The organism is Cupriavidus sp. C1SS-2L (assembly GCF_057073735.1).
In genome coordinates this window covers 3,025,990-3,048,484 of sequence record NZ_CP172708.1, presented here as the reverse complement: position 1 = coordinate 3,048,484, position 22,495 = coordinate 3,025,990, and the positions used below count along the sequence as shown (strand labels likewise).

Genomic DNA, 22,495 nt, shown 5'->3' with positions numbered 1-22,495 from the left:
ACCGGCAGCCTGCGCAGGCTGCCGGCGGCGGCTTAGTGCTTGCGCACGCGCCGCAGCTCGTCGACGATCAGCAGCACCGCACCCACGGTAATGGCGCAGTCGGCCACGTTGAACGCCGGCCAGTGGTAGTTGCGCACGTAGAAATCGAGGAAGTCGATCACGTGGCCGTAGACCACGCGGTCGACCACATTGCCCACTGCGCCGCCGAGGATCAGCGACACAGCGAAGCAGAACAGCTTCTGACCCGTATGGCGGTACAGCAGCCAGACGATGAACGCGCCGACCACGAGGCCGAGCCCGGTGAAGAACCAGCGCTGCCAGCCGCCGGCGTCGGCCAGGAGGCTGAACGCTGCGCCCTTGTTGTACACCAGGACCAGGTTGAAAAAGCGCGTCACCGGGCGCGATTCGCCGTACGTGAACGTACGCACGATGACGATCTTGAAGAACTGGTCCAGCACCACCACCAGCAGGGCGAACGCCATCCACAGCAGTGGCGTGGTGTTGCCCGACGCCTTGTTATTGCGCCGCGCGGGGCGGGCGGAACGGGACGTGGTCGATGCCATCAGGCATGGCTCCTGTGTTCACCGGCGCCGAACAGATTGCTGTCGCAGCGGCCGCAGAGGGTCGGGTGGTCCGGATTCTGTCCGACGTCGGCGCGGTAGTGCCAGCAGCGCTCGCATTTAGCATGTGTCGATGCCGTCACGGTGACCAGCAGGTCGCCGGCTTCGGGCGCCGGCGTAACCGTTGCCGCAGAAGTCAGCAGCACGAAGCGCAGGTCGTCCTCCAGGCTCTGCAGCGCGGCCAGCACCGGGCCTCCGGCCTGGATGTTGACCTCAGCCTGCAGCGACGAACCGATCGCGCCTTCCACGCGCACCGCCTCGAGCTGCTTCGTGACTTCCGCGCGGACTTCGCGCAGGCTGTGCCATTTCTGCAGCAGGTCGTCGGCCTGGTCCACTTCGGGCAGCGTGTAGTACGTGCTCGTGAAGATGGTGTCGGTGTGACCGGTGCCGTGCGCGAACACCTGCCAGGCTTCCTCGGCCGTGAACGACAGGAACGGCGCCATCCAGTGCAGCATGGCCTGCGTGATGTGATAGAGCGCGTTCTGCGCCGCGCGGCGGGCCTTCGAGTCCGCTGCGGTGGTGTAGAGGCGGTCCTTCAGCACGTCCAGGTAGAAGCCGCCCAGGTCTTCGGAGCAGAACGTCTGCAGCTTGGCGACCACCGGGTGGAACTCGTACGAGTCGTAGTGCGACAGCACTTCCTTCTGCAGGCGCTCGGTCAGCGCCACGGCGTAGCGGTCGATCTCGAGCCATTCCGAAGCCGGCAGCGCATGCTTGCTGTGGTCATAGTCAGACAGATTCGACAGCAGGAAGCGCAGCGTGTTGCGGATGCGGCGATAGCTTTCCACCACGCGCTTCAGGATCTCGTCGGAGATCGACAGCTCGCCCGAGTAGTCGGTCGAGGCCACCCACAGGCGGATGATCTCGGCGCCCATCTTGTTGGCGATGTCCTGCGGCGACACAGTGTTGCCGACCGACTTCGACATCTTGCGGCCTTCGCCGTCCACGGTGAAGCCGTGCGTCAGCAGCGCCTTGTAGGGCGGCTTGCCGTACAGCATTGAGGCCGTCAGCAGCGAAGAGTGGAACCAGCCACGGTGCTGGTCCGAGCCTTCCAGGTACAGGTCCGCAAGGCGGCCGTCGGCTTCATCGGCGGACGGATCGTACAGGTCGTCGCGGTGCGAGCCGCGGATCACGGTCCAGTGCGTGGTGCCCGAATCGAACCACACGTCGAGCGTGTCGCGGTTCTTTTCGTACTGGTCGGCCTCGTCGCCGAGCAGGTCCTTCGGGTCGAGCGTTTGCCACGCTTCGATACCATGCTGCTCGACGCGCCTGGCGACTTCTTCGAGCAACTCGGCCGTACGCGGGTGCAGCGCGCCGGTTTCCTTGTGCACGAAGAAGGCCATCGGCACACCCCACTGGCGCTGGCGCGACAGCGTCCAGTCCGGGCGGTTGGCGATCATGTTGTGCAGGCGCTGCTTGCCCCACGACGGGTAGAACTCGGTGGCTTCGATGCCGGCCAGCGCGGTTTCGCGCAGCGTCGGCACGGCCTTGCCGTCCTGCTCGACCGGATCCACGTCCATGCCGGCGAACCACTGCGACGTGGCGCGGTAGATGATCGGCGTCTTATGACGCCAGCAGTGCATGTAGCTGTGGGTGTACTTGTGCGAGTTGAACAGATTGCCGGACGCCTTCAGCACCTCGACGATCTTGGGGTTCGCGTCCCAGATCGACAGGCCGCCGAACAGCGGCAGCGTGCCGGCGTACACGCCGTTGCCCATCACGGGGCTGATGATGTCGTGGTCGCTCATGCCGTGCGCCTTGCACGACTGGAAGTCTTCCACGCCGTAGGCCGGGGCCGAGTGCACGATGCCCGAGCCGGTGTCGGTGGTCACGTAGTCGCCGAGGTAGATCGGCGACAGGCGGTCATAGCCGGTGTCCATCTTGGCCAGCGGATGGTGGAAACGGATCTCCGACAGCGCGGCGCCCGTGGTGGTGGCCACGACCTTGCCTTCGAGTTCGTAGATCTTGAGCTGTTCCTCGACGCGCTCGGTTGCCAGGATCAGGTAGCCGCGCGGCGTGTCGACCAGCGCGTATTCCACTTCCGGGTGCACATTGAGCGCCTGGTTGCTCGGGATCGTCCACGGCGTGGTGGTCCAGATCACGATCCAGCCGGGTTTGGCGTTGAGCTGCTCGATCGAAAGCTTGAACGCGTGCGCCAGCTTGTCCGTCTCGGCGAACGGGAAGCCCACGTCGATCGACAGGTCGACCTTGTCCTTGTACTCAACCTCTGCCTCGGCCAGCGCCGAGCCGCAGTCAAAGCACCAGTTCACCGGCTTCAGGCCGCGGAACACATAGCCCTTTTCCATGATCTTGCCAAGGGCGCGGAGTTCGTCGGCCTCGTTGCTGTAGTTCATGGTCAGGTACGGGTGGCCCCAGTCGCCGAGCACGCCCAGGCGCTCGAAGTCCACCATCTGGCGCTTGATCTGCTCGGTGGCATAGGCGCGCGCCTTGGCCTGGACTTCCTGCACGGGGAGGCCCTTGCCGAACTGCTTCTCGATCTGGATCTCGATCGGCATGCCGTGGCAGTCCCAGCCCGGCACGTAGACGGCGTCCAGGCCGCTCAGTCCGCGCGCCTTGACGATCATGTCCTTGAGGACCTTGTTGACCGCGTGGCCGATGTGGATGTCGCCGTTGGCGTACGGGGGGCCGTCGTGCAGCACGAACTTCTTCGCACCCTTGCGGGCCGCGCGGATTTTCTTGTAGAGCTGCTTGTCCTGCCACTGCTTGACCCACTGCGGTTCACGCTTGGGCAGGTCGCCGCGCATCGGGAAGGTGGTGTCCAGCAGGTTGACCGGATACTTGCTTTTCTCGGGCTTGGCGCGTTTGTCGTCGGACATGTCGATTCTCGGGGCAATTCGTTTGGCGCGCATCGGGCCGCATATTTGGGCCACGCAGGGCCGGATACGGGCATGCGCGCAGGAAAGTCGGGATGAGGCGGAGCGCGAACCGGCACCGCAGGGTGCCGGGCCGCTAGCTAATTCGGTCGGTGGCCGACGTGGCGAAGTCGCGGCCGCCAGTGCCTTCGGCACGGCCGGTGTGGGCGTCCGGCGCGGTCAGGCCGAAGAAGGCGCGTGCCTCGGCGCTGTCCTTGGCGATGGCCGCAGTCAGGTCTTCCAGGTTGTCGAAACGCGCCTCATCGCGCAGCTTCTTCATGAACTCGACGCGGATCAGCTTCCCGTACAGGTTTTCGTTGATGTCGAACAGGTGAACTTCAAGCAGCACCCGGCCGGCATCCTCGATGGTCGGGCGTACGCCGATGCTGGCCACGCCGGGTACCGGATGATCGGCAATGCCGTGCACCTGCACTACGAAAATGCCATTGACTGCGGGACGCTTGTGCGAGATGCGCAGGTTCAGCGTCGGGAAGCCGAGGTCGCGGCCCAGCTTGCGGCCGTGGATCACGTGCCCGCTGATCGCGTAGCCATGGCCGAGCAGGCGGCGAGCGTGTTCGAGGTCGCCGTCGGCCAGCGCCTGGCGCACAGCCGAGCTTGAGATCCGGATCCCGCCTTCGGACACAGAGCCCATCTGCTCGACGTCGAAGCCAAAGCGGCGGCCGGCGTCCTGCAGGTAAGTGAAATCGCCGGCGCGCTTCGCGCCGAAGCGGAAGTCATCGCCGACCAGCACCCAGCGCGCATGCAGGCCATGCCACAGCACGTTCTCGACGAACGCCTGCGGCGACTGGCCGGCGAAATGGGCGTTGAAATGCTCGACCACGACGCGGTCGACACCGTTGCGGCGCAGGCTTTCGAGCTTGTCGCGCAGCAGGGCGATGCGCGTCGGCGCCTTGTCCGGGGTGAAGAACTCGCGCGGATGCGGCTCAAACGTCATCACGCACAGGGGCAGGCCGCGCGCGTCGGCCGCCGCGCGGGCGCGCGCAAGCAGCGACTGGTGGCCGCGATGCACACCGTCGAAATTGCCGATGGTGAGCGCGCAGGGCGCCCGGCTCTCGGCGTTGGGCAGACCGCGGAAGACTTTCACGGGGACGGCGGGAAATGTTTCGGGTAAAGCGAGCATTATAAGGCGAATGGTTGCGATTGCCCCTTCCGGGTGCCCGTCCACCGCGTCAAGTCACTGAATTTGTGGCGCAATCGGCCCACCTCCGTGGCGCGATACCGCAAAAGGCGGCATGATATGCGCCACCCAAGAAGGGCGCGAAGCATGTATGCCGGCGCCCGCGCTTCCTTCACACATTCACTTGAACGCGCTGCTCAACCGGCTGTTGCCAAGAATCCTGCCGCCTCCCGGCGCCCAGCTCGATATCGAGACGCGGGCCAAGCTGATGGCCATCGTCCATAAGGCCTCGCCGTCCGCTGCGGTGGCGGCGGTACTGCTGCCGGCGCTAACCATCCTGGCCTTCTGGAACTCGGCCGACCATGCCGCGCTGCTTGGCTGGGGCGCCGTGATGCTGCTGCTGCTCGCTGGCGGCCTGTGGTTCTACCTGGGTTACCAGCGCGACGGTGCTTCCATGAGCCGTTCCGCCCACACGCGCAAGTGGTGGGGCAATATGCGCGCCCTGGCGTTCCTGACCGGGGTGACATGGGGCAGTTCCGCGGTGCTCCACATGTACACGGGCTCGGCGGTGTTCTCGAGCGTGCTTTACCTGTTGAGCCTGGGCGTGCTGGCCGGTGGTGCGGTATCCCAGGCGCCCGTGCCGTCGAACCTCGCCTATGCGGGGATTCCCATCCTGGTGCCGAATCTGCTGATGGCCGAGATTGCGTTCCCCGGCCATGGCATCTACGTGCAGCTGCTGCTCGTCATCTACGCGATGATGCTCGGCCGCCATGCGCTCGGCCTGCAGGGCACGCTGGTCAGGGCGATCCAGCTCGAAGGCGACAGCCGCCGTCTGGCCAAGCAGTTCCAGGAGGAAAAAGAGCGTGCGCTGCACGCGAGCGAGGAAAAATCCCGTTTCCTGGCCGCGGCCAGCCACGACTTGCGCCAGCCCGTGCATGCGCTGGTGATGCTGGTGGAAGCGCTGCGCGCGCGCAACCAGTCCACGGTGCTGCATCCGCTGGTGGAGCAGGTCGCGGCCGGTACGCAGACCATCGACCTGCTGTTCCGCTCGCTGCTCGATCTCTCCAAGCTGGAGGGCCGCAAGGTGCTGCCCACGCTCGAGCCATGCGAGCTGAGCGCGCTGATCCGCGATGTGATGAGTCAGTTCGCCGCCGATGCGCGCGAAAGCGGTCTGACGCTGACGCCACGCGTGCCCGACGAACTCTTTGCGATGGCGGAGCCGGTGCTGCTGCGCCGCGCGCTATTCAACCTCGTGCAGAACGCGCTGCGCTATACCAAGCGCGGCGGCGTGCTGGTCACGGCCCGGCAGCGCCGCAAGCACGTGCGGCTGGAGGTGTGGGACACGGGCGCTGGCATCTTGCCCGACCATTTGCCGGACATCTTTTCGCCGTACTACCAGGTGCATAACCCACAGCGCGATCCGTCGCAGGGTCTCGGGTTGGGGCTGGCCATCTTCAAGGAATGCGTGCGCCTGATGCGCGGCACCTATGGCGTGCGTTCGGTGCCCGGCAAGGGGTCGGTATTCTGGTTCGCGCTGGGCACGGTGCCCGATGAGACCGTTGCCAGCGTGCGCGAAATGCGCGCCATGGCGGCGGCCGAGGAATCGAAGCCGGACAAGCTTCAGGGCACGGTACTCGTCGTCGACGACGATACCCAGATCCGCAAGGCATGGATTGCGCTGATGGAGGCCTGGGGTATCCGCGTTGAGTGTGCAGCGCATGGCGCGGAAGCGGACAAACTGTTTGCCCAGGGATTCCGACCGGACATCATCTTCTGCGACCTGCGGCTGCCAGGCAGCGAAAACGGCCTCGACCTGCTGGAGCGTTGGCAGAACACCCAACCGCAGGCGCGCAGCGCCTTGCTGACCGGAGACCTGAAATCTGCCGCGTTGGCGGCGGCGGAGGAGGCGGGATATTTTGTGCTGCCGAAGCCCGTCGATCCGGCTTCACTGCGCATGCTGCTGCGTCGCTGGCTGCGCCCCGCCTGACGGCGTGTGTCCCACCGGCGTTCCGACTTACTGGCGCAGGCGGAAGCGCTCCATGCGGGACATGACCTGCATGCGCGTACGCACGCCGAGCCGCTGCAGGATGGCGGAAACGTGCTCCTTTACCGTGTTCTCGGTCAGGCCTAGCCGGCGCGCGATCACCTTGTTGGGCAGGCCTTCGAGTACGAGCGCGAGTACGGAGCCCTGGCGCGGCGTCAGGCCAAGCTCGGCCGGCGTGACGGGGATCCCGTGGGCCGGTCCGAACGACTGGGCGCGGCCGCTGAGGGCCTCATCGGTCGGAAACGACGTGTCGCCAGCCAATACCTTCCGTACAGCCGAGGTAAAGGCGTGAGCATCGAGGTGCTTTCCTACGAAGCCGCAGGCCGACAGCGCGCGGGCGCGCCCGACGATTTCAGGCGTGGCCTCAGCTGACATGAAAATGAAGCGGGCGCCCGGAATCACGGTCTTGAACGTCTGCATGGCATCGAAACCCGTGCCATCGTTCAGCCAGATATCGAGCAGGACAATATCAGGACGCAGGCCCTGCTGAAGGCTCGTCAATGCCTCCCTGGCGCTGCCAGCGGCGTGGACTGCAACATCAGGCATCACCTCCGTCAGGAATGCGGTAGTGCCGGACAAGGCCATAGGATGATCATCGACCACCAACAACGTCGGTGCAGCGTTCGACATGCTAATTCCCGTCTAATTTCCCGTTTCGTCCTTGTTGTCACCAGCATGCACAAAATTGGCGCGTGGACGTAGGATCCACTCTATCAGAGCGTGGGAAGCGTCACAATCCATCAAATGGGGGTTTACAGCCCGGGTGTCGCATCCCGGTTGCGCCCCGAATCTCGGATTGTCGTGAATTAAGTGCCTAATGTATTCGCTTTGGCAGAGTTTAGTGCTTGCACTTGGTAGAATTGCGCGATGAAAAAAATCGTAATCCTGATTTCAGGGCGTGGCTCCAATATGGAAGCCATCGTCCGGGCATGCGCGGCCGGGGGTTGGCCGGCGCGCATTGCCGCAGTCATTTCCAACCGGCCGGATGCCGCCGGACTGCAGTTTGCCAAGGACCACGGCATTGCCGCCGGCGTGGTCGATCATCGCCAGCATCCCGACCGCGCCAGCTTCGATGCGGCGCTGGCCGAGGCCATTGATGCCTACGAACCCGATCTGGTCGTGCTGGCCGGCTTTATGCGCATCCTGACGACCGGCTTTGTCGATCGTTATGCCGGCCGACTGCTCAATATCCATCCGTCGCTGCTGCCGTGCTTCCCGGGTCTGAACACCCATAAGCAGGCGCTCGACGCAGGCGTGAAGCTGCACGGTGCGACCGTGCATTTCGTGACCCCGGAACTCGATCACGGCCCGATCGTGATCCAGGCGGGCCTCGATGTATTGCCAAACGATACTCCAGAGAGCCTCGCCGCACGCCTGCTCGACTGCGAGCATGTCATTTATCCCCGCGCCGTCCAGTGGTTCGTCGAAGGACGCCTGCAGGTGCAAAACGGGGTCGTACACGTCAATCCGGCCGAGCCGCAACTGCTTATGGCCATCTCCGCCGGTGTACCGGCGGCAGGAGCAAAGCCATGAGTCGTCATCAGGCCGGGGCGCGCCCGGCGCCCAAGGATTCCCGCCAACCTGCTAAAGCCCGCAAGTCGAGCCCGATCCGCAGGCCGGCAAACGCGCGGTCCGCTCAGGGTCCGGGAGCGGATGGTCAGCCCACGCGCGTGCACGGAGGCCTGCACGCGTCCCATATCCAGCATATCGACCGGCTGCTCGGCAAGGTCATGCTGTTTGCGCGTCCGGCCGACGCCGTGGTGAGCTATTACTTCCGCGAGAACAGCAAGCTTGGCCATCGCGAGCGCGGCATCATTGCCGAGGCGGTCTACGCGGTGCTGCGCCGGCGCGTGGAGTTCGGTCAGTTTGCCGAAAGCGGCACCGGTTCGGCCTCGCGCCGCCTGGCGCTGCTGGGCCTGGCGGCAACACTGGGCCGCGATACGCTTACGCCGTTCCTCTATCCCGACGAGGCCGAGTGGCTGGACCGCCTGACCACGATCGAGCGATCGAGCCTGTCGCCGCGTGTACGGGCGAACCTGCCCGAGTGGCTGTTCGATAACCTCGTGGCGCGCCATGGCGAAGCCTTTACGTCGGCGCTCGGCGACGCCTGGTTGCGCCCGGCGCCGTTGGATCTGCGTGTAAATCTCATCAAGACCACGCGCGAGGCAGCACTCGCCGAGCTCGAGGCGGCAGGTTTGCGTGCCGAGCCCACGCCGATGGCTCCCGCCGGCATCCGCATGCAAGGCAAGCCTGCGCTGAACCAGTTGCCGATGTTCGTGAACGGCCTGGTGGAAGTCCAGGATGAGGGTAGCCAGCTGCTGTGCAGCCTGGTAGGACCGAAGCGCGGCGAGATGGTCGTCGATTTCTGTGCCGGCGCAGGCGGCAAGACCTTGGCGCTTGGCGTGGCCATGCGCTCGACTGGCCGACTCTATGCCTTCGATGTGTCGGAAAAGCGGCTTGCCAACCTGAAGCCGCGGCTTGCGCGCAGCGGTTTGTCGAACGTGCACCCGGTGCTGATCGACTCGGAGCGCGATGCCAAGGTCAAGCGCCTGGCGGGCAAGATCGACCGCGTGCTGGTAGACGCGCCGTGCAGCGGGCTCGGGACGCTGCGGCGCAATCCCGACCTGAAGTGGCGCCAGAACCCCGAATCGGTGCTTGAGCTGACCGCCAAGCAGAGCGCGATCCTCGAGGCTGCGGCACGGCTCGTCAAAGGTGGGGGGCGAGTGGTGTATGCCACTTGCAGTGTGCTTGAGGCGGAGAATGAGGCGATCGTTCGAGACTTCCTCGCCAAACACCCGACTTTCCGGCTGGTCCCGGCGACGGAAGTGCTGGCCGAGCAAAAGATCGAAGTGCCAGCGTTGCAGACAGAAGGCGACATGTTCGCGCTGTATCCCCATCTGCATCAGACCGACGGCTTCTTCGCCGCCGTGCTGGAGCGTACGCAGTAATCTCCCCATCCCACCGGCACTCGCGCGGTTCGCGCGGCTGCCGGTGCGGCGACAGGGTATCCAGGCAGAATTCCCATGAACGGAAACCCATTAACGGACCTGACGGCTTCGCACGCGACGTTCGGCAGAATGCTCGACGACTTGATGCGGGACGCAGGCGGGCCCGGCTTCATCTGGCAACTTGTCGTGCTGGCCGGCTGCCTGCTGGCCGCCTGGCCGCTCGCGCGTTTTGTCGACAAGCGGCTCGAGAAACACTACGCCGCCTCCAGCTTCTCGCTGCGCTTCGCCGCGGCCAGCCTTGAGCGGGCGATGTTCCCGCTGTTCGGCTGGCTGCTGGTCATGACGGCCCGCTTCGTGCTGGAGCCTGTCATGGCGATCAGCGTGCTGCGGCTCGCGCTCGTGCCGTTATTTGGCATCACGTCGCTGTACTTCACCTTCTACATCCTGCGCCGGGTGCTCTCGGGCAGCGGCCAGTTGCACGGCATGCTGCTCCTTGTCGAGAAGGTGCTGACTACGCTGGTGTGGGTGGCCATGGCGCTGTATGTGCTGGGGGTGTTGCCGGAGGTGACCAAGTGGATGGAGGCCATGCGCTTCTCGCTCGGCAAGCAGAAGGTGAGCCTTGCAGACATTCTGATGGCCGTGGTGTGGATCCTGCTGACCGTGCTGGTCGCGATGTGGTTCGGATCTTGGCTGGAAGAGCGCCTGATGCGCTCGGCCAGCCTCGACGTGAACCTGAAGGTGGTGCTGACACGCATTTCCAAGGCGCTGCTGCTGCTGGTGTCACTGCTGCTGAGCCTGTCCCTGGTCGGTATCGACCTGACGGTGTTGTCGGTGTTTGGCGGCGCGCTGGGTGTTGGCCTTGGTCTTGGCTTGCAGAAAATCGCCAGTAACTATATTTCGGGCTTCATCATCCTGCTCGATCGTTCCGTGAAACTTGGCGATCAGATCACGGTGGACAAGTACACGGGCATCGTCTCGCAGATCCGCACCCGCTACACGGTCGTCCGCAATGGCGATGGCGAGACGCTGGTGCCGAACGAGCAGCTGGTGGCCCAATCAGTGCAAAACCACTCGTTTTCGAACACCAATGTCCGCGTGGCAACACGCGTGCAGGCTGATTACGGCGCCGATCCTGAGACTGTGATCATGCTGCTGACGGAATGTGTCCGCGAACTGCCTCGAGTGTTGCAGGATCCGGCGCCGGCGGCGTTCTTGGTTCTGTTTGCTGACAGCGGCATCGAATATGAAGTCGCGGTTTATATCGCCGATCCGCAGAACGGCAAGCTTGGCGTGCAATCCGCCATGAACCGCGCGATCTGGCGGACGCTGCGCGAGCACGGCATCTCCATTCCTTATCCCCAGCGCGAGGTCCGTGTGTTGACCAATGGTCACTTTCAGCCGTTGAGTGACGCCTCCGCGCAAGCCGTAGAAGTGGCGAATCAGGCATGACTGCATAAGGAAACAGGCGGGCGCTTCACAAGGGAACAAAAATGAAGCGTCCCCGTCAAACTCGGGGAAAAAGCGTATGACTCAGACCTGCATGATCCGGTAGAATGCCGGGTTGTCGCGGGTTTACCATCCCGCCCCCACACCAGACAGCCGCCAGATTGCAGCGGCTCGTGCCTGTCCCGCCTGCCAACGCCGGCGCCGGAACTGCGCGCCAGGGGTTCCCGCCAACGGATGGCGGGTCCGTGGCGGACGCCAGACCAAATCGCAATCAGTAGATTTGCAGTCTTTTTTCTGCGCGTTGGGCACGGCGCCGGGGCAGCCGCAAAGGAAAGCCCCTGTTTAACTGACGGAGAACAGAGTTTGTTCGACACTATTCTTGACTGGGCCGCGAATGGCCTTGCCAACTGGTCCTGGTGGGAGATCGTGATCTACACGCTGGTGGTGACGCACATCACCATCGCGGGCGTCACCATCTTCCTGCATCGGTGCATGGCGCACCGCTCGCTGGACTTGCACCCGATTGCCCAGCATTTCTTCCGCTTCTGGCTCTGGCTGACCACGGGCATGGTCACGCGCGAGTGGACCGCGATCCACCGCAAGCACCACGCCAAATGCGAGACCGAGGATGATCCGCACAGCCCGCAGACCCGTGGCATCCGCAAGGTGCTGCTGGAAGGCGCCGAGCTGTACCGCGCCGAGGCCAAGAACAAGGAAACCATCGCCAAGTTCGGCCATGGCTGCCCGAACGACTGGGTCGAGCGCAATGTGTACTCGCGCTTCGGCTGGCAGGGCGTCGGCCTGATGCTGATCATCGACCTGGCGCTGTTCGGCGTGATCGGCATGACGGTCTGGGCCGTGCAGATGCTGTGGATCCCCATCAACGCTGCCGGCGTCATCAACGGCCTGGGCCACTGGTGGGGCTACCGCAACTACGATTGCGAGGATGCATCGACCAATGTCTCGCCGTGGGGCCTGGTCATCGGTGGCGAAGAGCTGCACAACAACCACCACACGTACCCGACTTCGGCGAAGTTTTCGATCAAGTGGTACGAGTTCGATGTGGGTTGGGGTTATATCCGCGCGATGCAAGCCGTAGGCCTCGCCAAGGTGAAGAAGACGCCGCCCAAGGCTCGCCTGGTGGAAGCACGCCCAGTCGACGAGAACACGCTGGAAGCGATCATCGCCAACCGCTATGACGTGATGGCACGCTACGCCAAGGCCGTGAAGAGCGCGTTCCGCCAGGAGCTGGAACAACTCAAGGAAGGCCGCGTTGCCGAGTACCGCACGTTCAAGCCGGCCAGCAAGTGGTTCCACCGCGAAGAGGCCAAGCTGGCCGCGCCGCAGCGCCAGCAGCTCGCGAGCATCGTCGAGCAGAGCAAGTCGCTGCACACGTTCGTGGAAATGCGACGTGAACTGGCCGCCATCTGGGGCCGTTCGAACCTGACGCGCGAGCAGCTGCTGCAGCAGCTGCAGGCCTGGTGCCATCGTGCCGAGGCTAGTGGTATCCAGGCGCTGCACGATTTTTCGCTGCGCCTGCGCCGCTACGCCTGATACAATTCGGCCGCGCCGTATGGTTACAAAGCCCCGCCCATGGCGGGGCTTTTGTTTTAGATAAACTCCCCCAGGTTCTGGCTGTCCGCATGATGTTGCATGCGTGAGGTCTAGAGGAGTACCGGAGATGACCCCACAATCGATCAAGACCGTCGAGTTCGAAAAGCCGGACCTGACGGATACCGAAAGCCCCGCCGGCGGTAGCTGCGTGGCCCACGCCTGGGCCAAGGTGCCCCCCGTGCTGACGCCGGACGAACGCCAGGCGCTCAAGGCGCGCATCAAGCGGTTGCTGAAGGAACGCAATGCCGTGCTGGTTGCCCACTATTACGTGGACGCCGACCTGCAGGACCTCGCCGAAGAAACCGGCGGCTGCGTCTCCGACTCGCTCGAAATGGCCCGCTTCGGCCGTGACCATGCGGCCCAGACCCTGGTCGTGGCCGGCGTGCGCTTCATGGGCGAAACCGCCAAGATCCTGAGTCCGGAAAAGACCATCCTGATGCCGGACCTGGACGCGACCTGCTCGCTCGACCTCGGCTGCCCCGCCGACGAGTTTGCGGCGTTCTGTGACGCGCATCCGGATCGCACCGTGGTCGTGTATGCGAACACCAGCGCGGCGGTGAAGGCGCGCGCGGACTGGATGGTGACGTCCAGCATTGGCCTGAAGATCGTGCAGCACCTGCATGCGCGCGGCGAGAAGATTCTGTGGGCGCCCGACAAGCACCTCGGCAGCTATATCCAGAAGGAGACCGGCGCCGACATGCTGCTGTGGCAGGGCTCGTGCCTGGTCCATGACGAGTTCAAGGGCATCGAACTCGACCTGCTGCGCCGCGAATTTCCGAAGGCCAAGATTCTCGTGCATCCGGAGTCGCCGGCCAATGTGGTCGAGCAGGCCGATGTGGTGGGCTCCACGTCGCAACTCATCGCGGCCGCGCAGGAACTGGACGCGACCGAGTTCATCGTGGCGACCGACAACGGCATCCTGCACAAGATGCGGATGGCGGCACCGGGCAAGCATTTCATCGAAGCTCCGACGGCGGGCAACAGCGCTACCTGCAAGAGCTGCGCACATTGCCCGTGGATGGCGATGAATGCGCTGTCGAACCTGGCCGAAGTGCTCGAGACCGGCCGCAACGAGATCCATGTGGATCCGGCCACCGGCCGACAGGCGGTGACCTGCATCAATCGCATGCTCGACTTCGCTGCGCAGCAGAAGGCCAATGTCCGGCCGGCGGCTGACCTTGCGAAGGAACAGGCCTTGTTCCAGGGAATCGGTCCGGCATGAGTGTGAATTCGGTGTTCGATAGCTATGGTCCGGCGCTGAAGTCGGCGCTGGAAGCCAACGTCAGCGCGGCGATCGCCGAGGACGTCGGCAGTGGTGATCTGACCGGCCTGCTGGTGCCGGCGGACAAGCAGGCCCACGCGCGCGTGATCGTGCGTGAGCAGGCCGTGTTGTGCGGCCAACCGTGGTTCTCGGCCTGCATGAAGGCGGTGGACGAGCGGCTGACGGTCACGTGGAAGCAGGAAGAGGGTGCCCGCATGGCGCCGGATTCCGTGGTTTGCGAGATCACTGGCCCGGCCCGGGCTCTGCTCACGGCGGAGCGTCCGGCGCTCAATTTCCTGCAACTGCTGTCGGGCGTGGCAACGGCAACGCGACGCTACGCCGACCTGATCGCCGGCACCAATGCGCGCGTGCTTGATACGCGCAAGACGCTGCCGGGCCTGCGGTTGGCCCAGAAGTATGCGGTCCGGATTGGTGGGGGCGAAAACCAGCGCCTCGCGCTTTACGATGGCATCCTGATCAAGGAAAACCATATCGCCGCGGCGGGCAGCATCACGGCTGCGATGCAAGCCGCGCTGGCACTCGGTGCCAACGCCTCGATCCAGATCGAAGTGGAATCGCTGGCCGAGCTGGAAGAGGCGCTGGCCGCTGGCGCGACCTCGATCCTGATCGACAACTTCACCGTGCCGATGATGCATGATGCCGTACGCATCAACGCCGGCCGTGCACTGCTCGAGGTGTCGGGTGGTGTCAATGCCGACACCATTCGCACATTTGCCGAGACCGGCGTGGATCGTATCTCGGTGGGAGCACTGACCAAGGACGTGCGCGCCACCGACTACTCGCTGCGGATCATCGGCTGATCGTCAGCTACGTCAGAACAAAAACGGCCCGCTTTATGTGGGCCGTTTTGCTTTCTGCGTGCAGGGACTTCTCTTTAGCGCTTGCGGGCCGGCTGCATCACGGTAGGAAGAGCCTTCGGCAACGTATCCGGATAGTCCCGGCTGAAATGCAGGCCGCGGCTTTCGTGGCGGGAGTACGCGCTATCGACGATCAGCGAGGCAACTTCGACGAGATTGCGCAGCTCGAGCAGGTCGCGCGTGACGCGGAAGTTCGCGTAGTACTCGGCGATCTCCTCGCGCAGCAGGCGGATACGGTGCTGCGCGCGTTCCAGGCGCTTGCTGGTGCGCACGATGCCGACGTAGTTCCACATCATGCGGCGCAGCTCGTCCCAGTTGTGCGAGACCACAACTTCCTCGTCGGCGTCGGAGACGCGGCTTTCATCCCACGACGGCAGTGCGAGATCCGGCAGGCCGGCCTTGTCCTGGCTTGCGATGTCGGTCGCGGCCGCGCGGCCGATCACAATGCATTCGAGCAGCGAATTCGATGCAAGACGGTTAGCGCCGTGCAGCCCGGTGCATGCCGTCTCGCCCACGGCGTAGAGATTGCCGATGTCGGTTCGGCCCAGGGTGTCGGTCACCACGCCGCCGCAGGTGTAATGCGCAGCCGGTACCACGGGGATCGGTTCGCGCGCGATGTCGATGCCCAGTTCCAGGCAGCGCGCGTGGATCGTGGGGAAATGTTCCTTCAGGAAGGCCTCGGGCTGGTGCGTGATATCGAGATAGACGCAGTCCAGGCCGCGCTTCTTCATTTCGAAGTCGATCGCCCGTGCCACCACGTCACGCGGCGCGAGTTCTGCGCGCTCATCGTGCTCGGGCATGAAGCGGGTGCCGTCCGGCAGCTTGAGCAGGCCGCCTTCGCCGCGCACGGCTTCCGAGATCAGGAAGGACTTGGCGTACGGGTGGTACAGGCAGGTCGGATGAAACTGGATGAATTCCATGTTCGACACGCGGCAACCCGCGCGCCATGCCATGGCAATGCCGTCGCCGGTGGCCGTGTCTGGGTTGGTCGTGTACAGGTACACCTTGCCTGCGCCGCCGGCCGCCAGCACCGTGTGCGTCGCGGTGATGGTACGGACTTCTCCGGTGCTGTCGTCGAGCACGTACAGGCCGTAGCAGCGGTTCCCCGGCAGCCCCAGCTTGCGCGACGTGATCAGGTCGATCGCAAACTGGTCTTCAATAACAGTGATGTTCGGATGCTGGCGGGCCATCTCCGACAGCGTGCTGACCACGGCGTGACCCGTTGCATCCGCGGCATGGATGATGCGGCGCCGGCTATGTCCGCCTTCGCGTGTCAGGTGATAGCCGAGTTCGGCCTGCTCATCTTTGGTGAACGGCACGCCGCGGTCGATCAGCCACTGAATCGCTTCACGTCCATGCTCGACGATGAAGCGCGTTGCCTCTTCATCGCAGAGGCCCGCACCGGCCACGAGCGTGTCCTGCGTATGCTCGTCGTGGCTGTCGCCCGAATCAAGCACGGCGGCAATGCCGCCCTGTGCCCAGTCGCTGGCGCCTTGCGTCATGGCGCGCTTGCTGAGGATGACAACCCGATGGGTGTCGGCCAGTTGCAGCGCGACCGTGAGACCGGCCAGCCCGCTGCCTACGATGGCGACGTCGAAGTTCATGGTGCAGGAGTGGCGCGCGCGGGGGCGCGGCGCTAGAGGGAAAGCTCGAAAGTCTACACCCGGGTGATGCCCTGATGCACCAGAGCTGCAATGCCGCGAGGGTCAAATTGCACGGTGGCTGGCCCCCAAGCCGCGTCAGCGCCACAAAACAAAAAGCCCCGCAGTTGCGGGGCCTTTTGGGTGAAAACCGGGATCAATTACTTGATCTTGGTTTCCTTGTAAGCGACGTGCTTGCGGGCGACGGGATCGAACTTCATGATCTCCATCTTTTCCGGCATGGTGCGCTTGTTCTTGGTCGTGGTGTAGAAGTGACCGGTACCTGCGGTCGATTCCAGCTTGATTTTGTCGCGGCCGCCCTTGCTTGCCATGATGTACTCCTAATTAGACTTCGCCGCGTGCGCGCAGGTCGGCGAGCACGGAGTCGATGCCTTTCTTGTCGATCAGGCGCAGGCCGGCGTTCGAGACGCGCAGGCTCACCCAACGGTTTTCCGATTCAACAAAGAAACGACGATTCTGCAGGTTGGGCAGAAAACGGCGCTTGGTCTTGTTGTTTGCGTGGGAAACGTTGTTGCCGACCATCGGCGCTTTCCCGGTCACTTGACAGACGCGTGCCATGAAGCACTCCTAACTCTTCTATTCGTGGACAATGTTCGCAACAGATCAACAAAAGGCGCGCGGCCCGGACTGCAGCGGATGAGACTTCAGCAAAACGGGCATTATAGACCGGAAAGCATCGGCTAATCAATGCCTTCGCCACTCTGGCGTTGTATACCGGCCGTATACCTCTGCACCGTGCCGCAGGCGTCACGTGGCGGTCTTAAGCTCGCCGTGTTCGGCAAACGAGTGCACATGGGTGCCGGCCACGACGAAATGGTCGAGCAGCCGCACATCGATCAGGTCGAGCGCGCGCGCCAGCATGCGCGTCATCTGCAGGTCGCTCTGGCTCGGCGTGCAACAGCCGGAGGGATGATTATGCGCAACGATGACGCTGGCCGCATTATGCGCCAGCGCCCGGCGCGCCACTTCGCGGGGGTAGACGGCGGTCTGGTTCAGCGTGCCGCGGAACAGCTCCTCGCTGGCGATCATGCGGTTGCGTGTGTCCAAAAACAGGCAGACGAAGACCTCCTGGGCGAGCGGCGCCAGTGTCAGGCGCAGATAGCTGCGTACTGCCGCGGGGGAATCCAGCCCGCTCGGCAGTTCCAGTGACTCGGCGAGCATGCGGCGCGCCAGTTCGGGCACGGCCTGCAGCTGGGTGTACTTGGCTTCGCCCATGCCCCGGATGCCGAGCACGGCGCGCGCGTCGGCCGTGAACAGGCGCGTCAGCGAGCCGAAGCGGACCATCAGGTCGCGCGCAAGCTCCACCGCGCTCTTGCCGGTTGCGCCAACGCGCAGGAACACAGCCAGCAGTTCGGCGTCAGACAACGCGGCGGCGCCGCATTCCTGCAGTTTTTCTCGTGGCCGCTCGCAGGCGGGCCAGTTTGTGATACTCATGTCGCGGGAGTCTCGTGACGGGTGCGTCGGGCCGGGCGAGGGTGGATCGGCAGGGCGTCCGGTGGCCCAGTCGAATACAATACGGGTTGTCGACAGGTTGATCACCCATGAATTTGCAAACATTTGCGTCGGAAGCCGACGGCGGCGCGGCTGACCGCAAGACGGTCCAGGCCGACTCCTTCCTGACCCTCCACTACAGTATCTCTCTCGAAAACGGCACCGAAGTCGTGAGCACGTTCGAGGAGAATCCCGCCACGATGCTGCTTGGCCAGGGGCAGCTCGCCCCGACGCTGGAGCAGGCGCTGCTCGGCATGCCCGAGGGCGAGCGCATGACCTACCGCCTGGCGCCCGAACAGGCCTTCGGCCCGCGCAACCCGGAATTGCTGCAGTGGGTATCGCTCGCCACGCTGCGCGAGAACAGCTCGTTCGAGGAAGACTACAGCCCCGGCGATCTGGTCGAGTTCAACGCACCCGGCGGTGGCAAATATGCGGGCGTCCTCAAGGAGATCGGCGACACTGCGGCGCTGTTCGATTTCAACCATCCGCTGGCCGGGCAGACCATCCTGTTCGACGTGCAGCTGATCGGGATCCTCTGATTGCGCTCACTTGTCCTGACATTGCAGCATGCCTGACCTGACTACCGCACCCGATGCCGAGATCCTGATGGCGCAGCCGCGCGGCTTTTGCGCCGGCGTCGACCGCGCCATCGAGATCGTCGAGCGCGCGCTTACGCGTTTCGGGGCGCCCATCTATGTGCGTCACGAGATTGTCCACAACGCCTATGTCGTCGCCGACCTGCGCCGCAAGGGCGCGGTGTTCGTGCGCGAGCTCGATGAAGTGCCGGCTGGCGCTACTGTCATCTTCAGCGCCCACGGCGTGTCGAAGGACGTTCGCGCCGAAGCTGCCTCACGCGGCCTCAACGTGTTCGACGCGACTTGCCCGCTCGTGACCAAGGTCCATGTCGAAGTCGGCAAGATGCGCGCGGAGGGCTGCGAGATCGTGATGATCGGCCACCGCGGGCACCCGGAAGTCGAAGGCACCATGGGCCAGGCCGAAGGCGGCATGCTGCTGGTGGAGTCGGTGGCGGATGTCGCAGGGCTGGTGGTTGCCGATCCCGCGCGCCTGGCGTACGTGACGCAGACCACGCTGTCGGTCGATGAAACCCTCGAGATCGTGGCCGCGCTCAAGGCCCGTTTCCCGCTGATCCGCGAGCCAAAGAAACAGGACATCTGCTACGCCACGCAGAACCGCCAGGATGCCGTTAAGTTCATGGCGCCCCAGGTCGATGTGGTGATCGTGGTGGGCAGCCCCAACAGTTCGAACTCGAACCGGTTGCGCGAACTGGCCGCACGACTGGGCGTGCCCGCCTATATGGTGGATGCACCCGAGCAGGTGCACCCGGAATGGGTGGCGGGCAAGCGGCGCATCGGCCTGACCGCCGGCGCATCGGCGCCCGAGGAACTGGCCCAGTCCATCGTTGCACGACTGCGCGAGCTCGGTGCCGGCCACGTGCGTGCCCTTGCCGGCATCGAAGAAAACATGGCGTTCCCGCTACCGCGCGGCCTCCAGGCCGCTGCCACGGTCGGCGTCACGGCCTGACCTGCTGACCTGTCTTGCCGGCGCCGCGTTCTGCGGCGCCTCTCTCCTGCCTTTTCGTCAGACTGCTTTCGCGCGATGCGTGCGTGATCGCGCGCGCATTTTCATTCCATTTCGCTGAATGCTTTTACCGTCACAACGATAATCCACCATTCCTAGGTCGTTATGCTCCGATAAGGTGCATCGATTACGTACCTGTCAATGCAAGCAGACAAATCAGGGTAATCCCCGTGACTGGGGTTTTCCCTATTATGGTGCGGCGCTACATTCTGCACATTAGAGATCGGTGCAGGATTTATGGAATGAAACGCCTAATTAATACAGATGGATTATACGTGGCACCGGGCGTGCAAATTGCGATGGGAGAGAGCTACCGGGCACGATTCTTGTAAGCGGTGGTGCGGCCCCCGTCAGGTGAGCGGGAATTGCCCCAATCTGTGCATTGGGGAAATTCCCTAGCTCATTTGGCGGGTAATTCGCTCAGGTTGTTGCGTCGCGTATTGCATCGCCGAAGAAAGGGGATACAATGCGCGCGTTTCAAATTGAAACTAAACAAAGGCGGTATGGGGACGCGCCCGGGAGGCGTTGCAAAATCCCCATTTTGTGAATCCTAGGAGATCACTCATGCAAATCACGTTTGCCAAGATTCTGCCGATCGCGGCCGCAGTGGCGCTCGTTACAGCTTGCGGCAAGAAAGAAGAAAAGCCGGCTGAACCGTCGGCATCGGCTCCGGCAGCGGCTGCTCCGGCCGCAGGCGGCGGTGAAGTCGTCGTCAAGATCGGCCACGCGGCTCCGCTGACCGGCGGTATCGCCCACCTTGGCAAGGACAACGAAAACGGCGCCCGCCTGGCCGTGGAAGAAGTCAACAAGAACGGTCTGGAGATCGGCGGCAAGAAGGTCAAGCTGGAACTGATCGGCGAAGACGACGCCGCGGATCCGAAGACCGGCACCGCCGTTGCCCAGAAGCTGGTCGACCAGAAGGTCGTGGCCGTGGTCGGCCACCTGAACTCGGGCGTGTCGATCCCGGCCTCGAAGATCTACAGCGATGCCGGCATTGTCCAGATCTCGCCGTCGTCGACCAACCCGGACTACACCAAGCAAGGCTTCAAGACGACCTACCGCGTGGTCGCCACCGATGCCCAGCAAGGTCCGGCACTGGCCAACTACGCCGCCAAGACCCTGCATGCCAAGAGCGTGGCGATCGTCGACGACGCTACCGCCTACGGCAAGGGCCTGGCCGACGAGTTCGAGAAGACCGCGAAGGCGGCCGGCGTGAACGTGGTGGCGCGTGAAGCCACCAACGACAAGGCCACCGACTTCAAGGCCATTCTGACCAAGATCAAGGGCAAGAAGCCGGACGTCATCATGTACGGCGGCATGGACGCCACCGGCGGCCCGTTCGCCAAGCAGGCCAAGGAACTGGGCATCTCGTCCAAGATCGTTGGCGGCGACGGCGTCTGTACCGACAAGGTGGCCGAGCTGGCCGGCGATGCCGTGCAGAACATCATCTGCTCCGAGGCAGGCCTGGCCCTGTCGAAGATGGAGAACGGCGCCGACTTCGAGAAGCGCTACCAGGCTCGTTTCAACGCGCCGGTGCAGATCTATGCACCGTTCACGTATGACGCCGTGATGGTCATCGTCGACGCCATGAAGCGCGCCAACTCGACCGATCCGGCAGCCATCCTGGCCGAAATGCCCAAGACCAACTACAAGGGCGTGATCGGCAACATCGCCTTCGACGAGAAGGGCGACATGAAGGAAGGCACCATCACGCTGTACGAGTACAAGGACAAGAAGAAGTCCGTTCTCGACGTCGTGAAGATGTAATTCGGGCTTACCGGCCCATCCGAACGGCACCGTGAGTATTTTGCGGTGCCGTTCTTTTTAGCCTCGCCTAATGTAGAAGCATCCTTACCATGGATGGAGCAGGGCAGGCCGCTTACCAGCAAACCCACCACCGCAACATACTACCCATCCCACACCATGGTCCCCCCGGCATCCACACCATGCCGCAGGAACCGGGACTGAAGCAGGAGTTTTCATGGATATCTTTATCCAACAGATCGTGAACGGTCTGGTGCTCGGCAGCATCTATGCGCTGATCGCACTGGGCTACACCATGGTCTACGGCATTCTGGGCATCATCAACTTCGCCCACGGCGACGTCCTGATGATTGGCGCGCTGACCGCTTTGTCAGCGATTCTTGGGCTGCAGAAATTCGCGCCCGGCCTGCCCGAGTGGCTGACGCTGGTGATTGCCACGCTGATCGCCATGCCGGTTTGTGCAGTGCTTGCCTATTCCATCGAGCGGATCGCCTACCGGCCGCTGCGCAATGCGCCGCGCCTGGCCCCGCTGATCACCGCCATCGGCGTTTCCATCATCCTGCAGACCGCGGGCATGCTGATCTGGTCGCGCAACCCGCTGACCTTCCCGCAACTGCTGCCTTCCGAGCCGATCGATATCGGATCCACGGGCGCCACCATTACCGGCAAGGAAATGGTCATCATTGGCCTGGCCGTGATGGTCATGGCTGGCCTGCTGGCCCTGGTCAACCGCACCAAGCTGGGCCGCGCGATGCGCGCCACCGCCGAAAACCAGAAGGTGGCCGGCCTGATGGGCGTGAACCCGAACTTCGTCATCTCCGCCACCTTCATGATCGGCGCCGCGCTCGCCGCACTGGCCGGCGTGATGATGGCGACCAACTACGGCAACGCCCACTTCTACATGGGCTTCATCCCGGGCCTGAAGGCGTTCACCGCCGCGGTGCTGGGCGGCATCGGCAACCTGGCCGGCGCCATGGTCGGCGGGATGCTGCTGGGCCTGATCGAAGCACTGGGCGCCGGCTACATCGGCGACCTGACCAATGGCGTGTTCGGTTCGAACTACCAGGACGTCTTTGCGTTCATTGTGCTGATTACCGTACTTGTATTCCGTCCGTCCGGCATCATGGGCGAACGCGTGGCTGACCGTGCCTGAGGGGAGAG

At 63.8% G+C, this 22,495-nt stretch carries 19 protein-coding genes; 11 read left to right on the top strand and 8 right to left on the bottom strand.

Annotation, left to right across the window (positions count from 1 at the left end; all coding sequences use genetic code 11):
• Nucleotides 1-32: 32 nt before the first annotated feature.
• The 3 genes from lspA to ACIGJG_RS14095 all read right to left on the bottom strand — a co-directional run bounded on the left by lspA (nucleotide 33) and on the right by ACIGJG_RS14095 (nucleotide 4,595).
• Entirely contained in the window at nucleotides 33-563 is a 531-nt protein-coding gene (gene lspA, locus ACIGJG_RS14105; protein ID WP_483672450.1) for a signal peptidase II, read from the bottom strand.
• Complete coding sequence (gene ileS / locus ACIGJG_RS14100) at nucleotides 563-3,454, bottom strand: isoleucine--tRNA ligase (protein WP_041679697.1); 2,892 nt, start codon at nucleotides 3,452-3,454, stop codon at nucleotides 563-565. The genes lspA and ileS overlap by 1 nt, the downstream gene beginning before the upstream one ends.
• 133 nt (nucleotides 3,455-3,587) lie before the next feature.
• Entirely contained in the window at nucleotides 3,588-4,595 is a 1,008-nt protein-coding gene (locus tag ACIGJG_RS14095; RefSeq protein WP_041680042.1) for a bifunctional riboflavin kinase/FAD synthetase, read from the bottom strand.
• Nucleotides 4,596-4,812: 217 nt separating this feature from the next.
• Between ACIGJG_RS14095 and ACIGJG_RS14090 the strand changes: the two genes are divergently transcribed.
• A complete protein-coding gene (locus ACIGJG_RS14090; protein WP_041679696.1) occupies nucleotides 4,813-6,615 on the top strand; it encodes a hybrid sensor histidine kinase/response regulator in 1,803 nt (600 codons plus the stop codon).
• A gap of 27 nt (nucleotides 6,616-6,642) precedes the next feature.
• Here ACIGJG_RS14090 and ACIGJG_RS14085 read toward each other — a convergent pair whose 3' ends face one another.
• Nucleotides 6,643-7,302 carry a response regulator gene (locus ACIGJG_RS14085; protein WP_011298888.1) on the bottom strand — a complete coding sequence of 220 codons (660 nt, stop codon included), beginning with the start codon at nucleotides 7,300-7,302 and terminating at the stop codon, nucleotides 6,643-6,645.
• A gap of 237 nt (nucleotides 7,303-7,539) precedes the next feature.
• Between ACIGJG_RS14085 and purN the strand changes: the two genes are divergently transcribed.
• The 6 genes from purN to nadC all read left to right on the top strand — a co-directional run bounded on the left by purN (nucleotide 7,540) and on the right by nadC (nucleotide 14,762).
• Nucleotides 7,540-8,205, top strand: a complete 666-nt coding sequence (gene purN, locus ACIGJG_RS14080) for a phosphoribosylglycinamide formyltransferase (protein WP_011298887.1) — start codon at nucleotides 7,540-7,542, stop codon at nucleotides 8,203-8,205.
• Nucleotides 8,202-9,620 carry an RsmB/NOP family class I SAM-dependent RNA methyltransferase gene (locus ACIGJG_RS14075; RefSeq protein WP_041679695.1) on the top strand — a complete coding sequence of 473 codons (1,419 nt, stop codon included), beginning with the start codon at nucleotides 8,202-8,204 and terminating at the stop codon, nucleotides 9,618-9,620. The genes purN and ACIGJG_RS14075 overlap by 4 nt, the downstream gene beginning before the upstream one ends.
• 75 nt (nucleotides 9,621-9,695) lie before the next feature.
• On the top strand, nucleotides 9,696-11,069 hold the full coding sequence (locus tag ACIGJG_RS14070; protein WP_140951427.1) for a mechanosensitive ion channel family protein: 1,374 nt from the start codon (nucleotides 9,696-9,698) through the stop codon (nucleotides 11,067-11,069).
• A 360-nt stretch (nucleotides 11,070-11,429) separates the two neighbouring features.
• Nucleotides 11,430-12,620 (top strand): DesA family fatty acid desaturase, encoded by a 1,191-nt coding sequence (locus tag ACIGJG_RS14065; protein WP_011298884.1) that lies wholly within the window; start codon nucleotides 11,430-11,432, stop codon nucleotides 12,618-12,620.
• 127 nt (nucleotides 12,621-12,747) lie between these two features.
• Nucleotides 12,748-13,902, top strand: coding sequence for a quinolinate synthase NadA (gene nadA, locus ACIGJG_RS14060; RefSeq protein ID WP_140951429.1), 1,155 nt, complete (start codon nucleotides 12,748-12,750; stop codon nucleotides 13,900-13,902).
• Nucleotides 13,899-14,762, top strand: coding sequence for a carboxylating nicotinate-nucleotide diphosphorylase (gene nadC, locus ACIGJG_RS14055; RefSeq protein WP_140951431.1), 864 nt, complete (start codon nucleotides 13,899-13,901; stop codon nucleotides 14,760-14,762). The genes nadA and nadC overlap by 4 nt, the downstream gene beginning before the upstream one ends.
• A 74-nt stretch (nucleotides 14,763-14,836) precedes the next feature.
• Here nadC and nadB read toward each other — a convergent pair whose 3' ends face one another.
• From nadB to radC, 4 genes are all read right to left on the bottom strand, one after another.
• Nucleotides 14,837-16,423 (bottom strand): L-aspartate oxidase, encoded by a 1,587-nt coding sequence (gene nadB, locus ACIGJG_RS14050; protein WP_011298881.1) that lies wholly within the window; start codon nucleotides 16,421-16,423, stop codon nucleotides 14,837-14,839.
• Nucleotides 16,424-16,620: 197 nt separating this feature from the next.
• Nucleotides 16,621-16,791, bottom strand: a complete 171-nt coding sequence (gene rpmG / locus ACIGJG_RS14045) for a 50S ribosomal protein L33 (protein WP_010814980.1) — start codon at nucleotides 16,789-16,791, stop codon at nucleotides 16,621-16,623.
• Nucleotides 16,792-16,804: 13 nt separating this feature from the next.
• Complete coding sequence (gene rpmB, locus ACIGJG_RS14040; RefSeq protein WP_006575661.1) at nucleotides 16,805-17,038, bottom strand: 50S ribosomal protein L28; 234 nt, start codon at nucleotides 17,036-17,038, stop codon at nucleotides 16,805-16,807.
• Between the two features lie 189 nt (nucleotides 17,039-17,227).
• Nucleotides 17,228-17,914, bottom strand: a complete 687-nt coding sequence (gene radC / locus ACIGJG_RS14035; RefSeq protein WP_011298880.1) for a RadC family protein — start codon at nucleotides 17,912-17,914, stop codon at nucleotides 17,228-17,230.
• A 107-nt stretch (nucleotides 17,915-18,021) separates the two neighbouring features.
• Here radC and ACIGJG_RS14030 point away from each other — a divergent pair, with 107 nt between their 5' ends.
• The 4 genes from ACIGJG_RS14030 to ACIGJG_RS14015 all read left to right on the top strand — a co-directional run bounded on the left by ACIGJG_RS14030 (nucleotide 18,022) and on the right by ACIGJG_RS14015 (nucleotide 22,487).
• Nucleotides 18,022-18,510 (top strand): FKBP-type peptidyl-prolyl cis-trans isomerase, encoded by a 489-nt coding sequence (locus ACIGJG_RS14030; protein ID WP_011298879.1) that lies wholly within the window; start codon nucleotides 18,022-18,024, stop codon nucleotides 18,508-18,510.
• A gap of 28 nt (nucleotides 18,511-18,538) precedes the next feature.
• Nucleotides 18,539-19,513 (top strand): 4-hydroxy-3-methylbut-2-enyl diphosphate reductase, encoded by a 975-nt coding sequence (ispH, locus tag ACIGJG_RS14025; RefSeq protein ID WP_140951433.1) that lies wholly within the window; start codon nucleotides 18,539-18,541, stop codon nucleotides 19,511-19,513.
• A 621-nt stretch (nucleotides 19,514-20,134) separates the two neighbouring features.
• Nucleotides 20,135-21,337 carry a branched-chain amino acid ABC transporter substrate-binding protein gene (locus ACIGJG_RS14020; protein WP_011298877.1) on the top strand — a complete coding sequence of 401 codons (1,203 nt, stop codon included), beginning with the start codon at nucleotides 20,135-20,137 and terminating at the stop codon, nucleotides 21,335-21,337.
• Nucleotides 21,338-21,551: 214 nt separating this feature from the next.
• Nucleotides 21,552-22,487 (top strand): branched-chain amino acid ABC transporter permease, encoded by a 936-nt coding sequence (locus tag ACIGJG_RS14015; RefSeq protein WP_140951437.1) that lies wholly within the window; start codon nucleotides 21,552-21,554, stop codon nucleotides 22,485-22,487.
• Nucleotides 22,488-22,495: the final 8 nt, after the last annotated feature.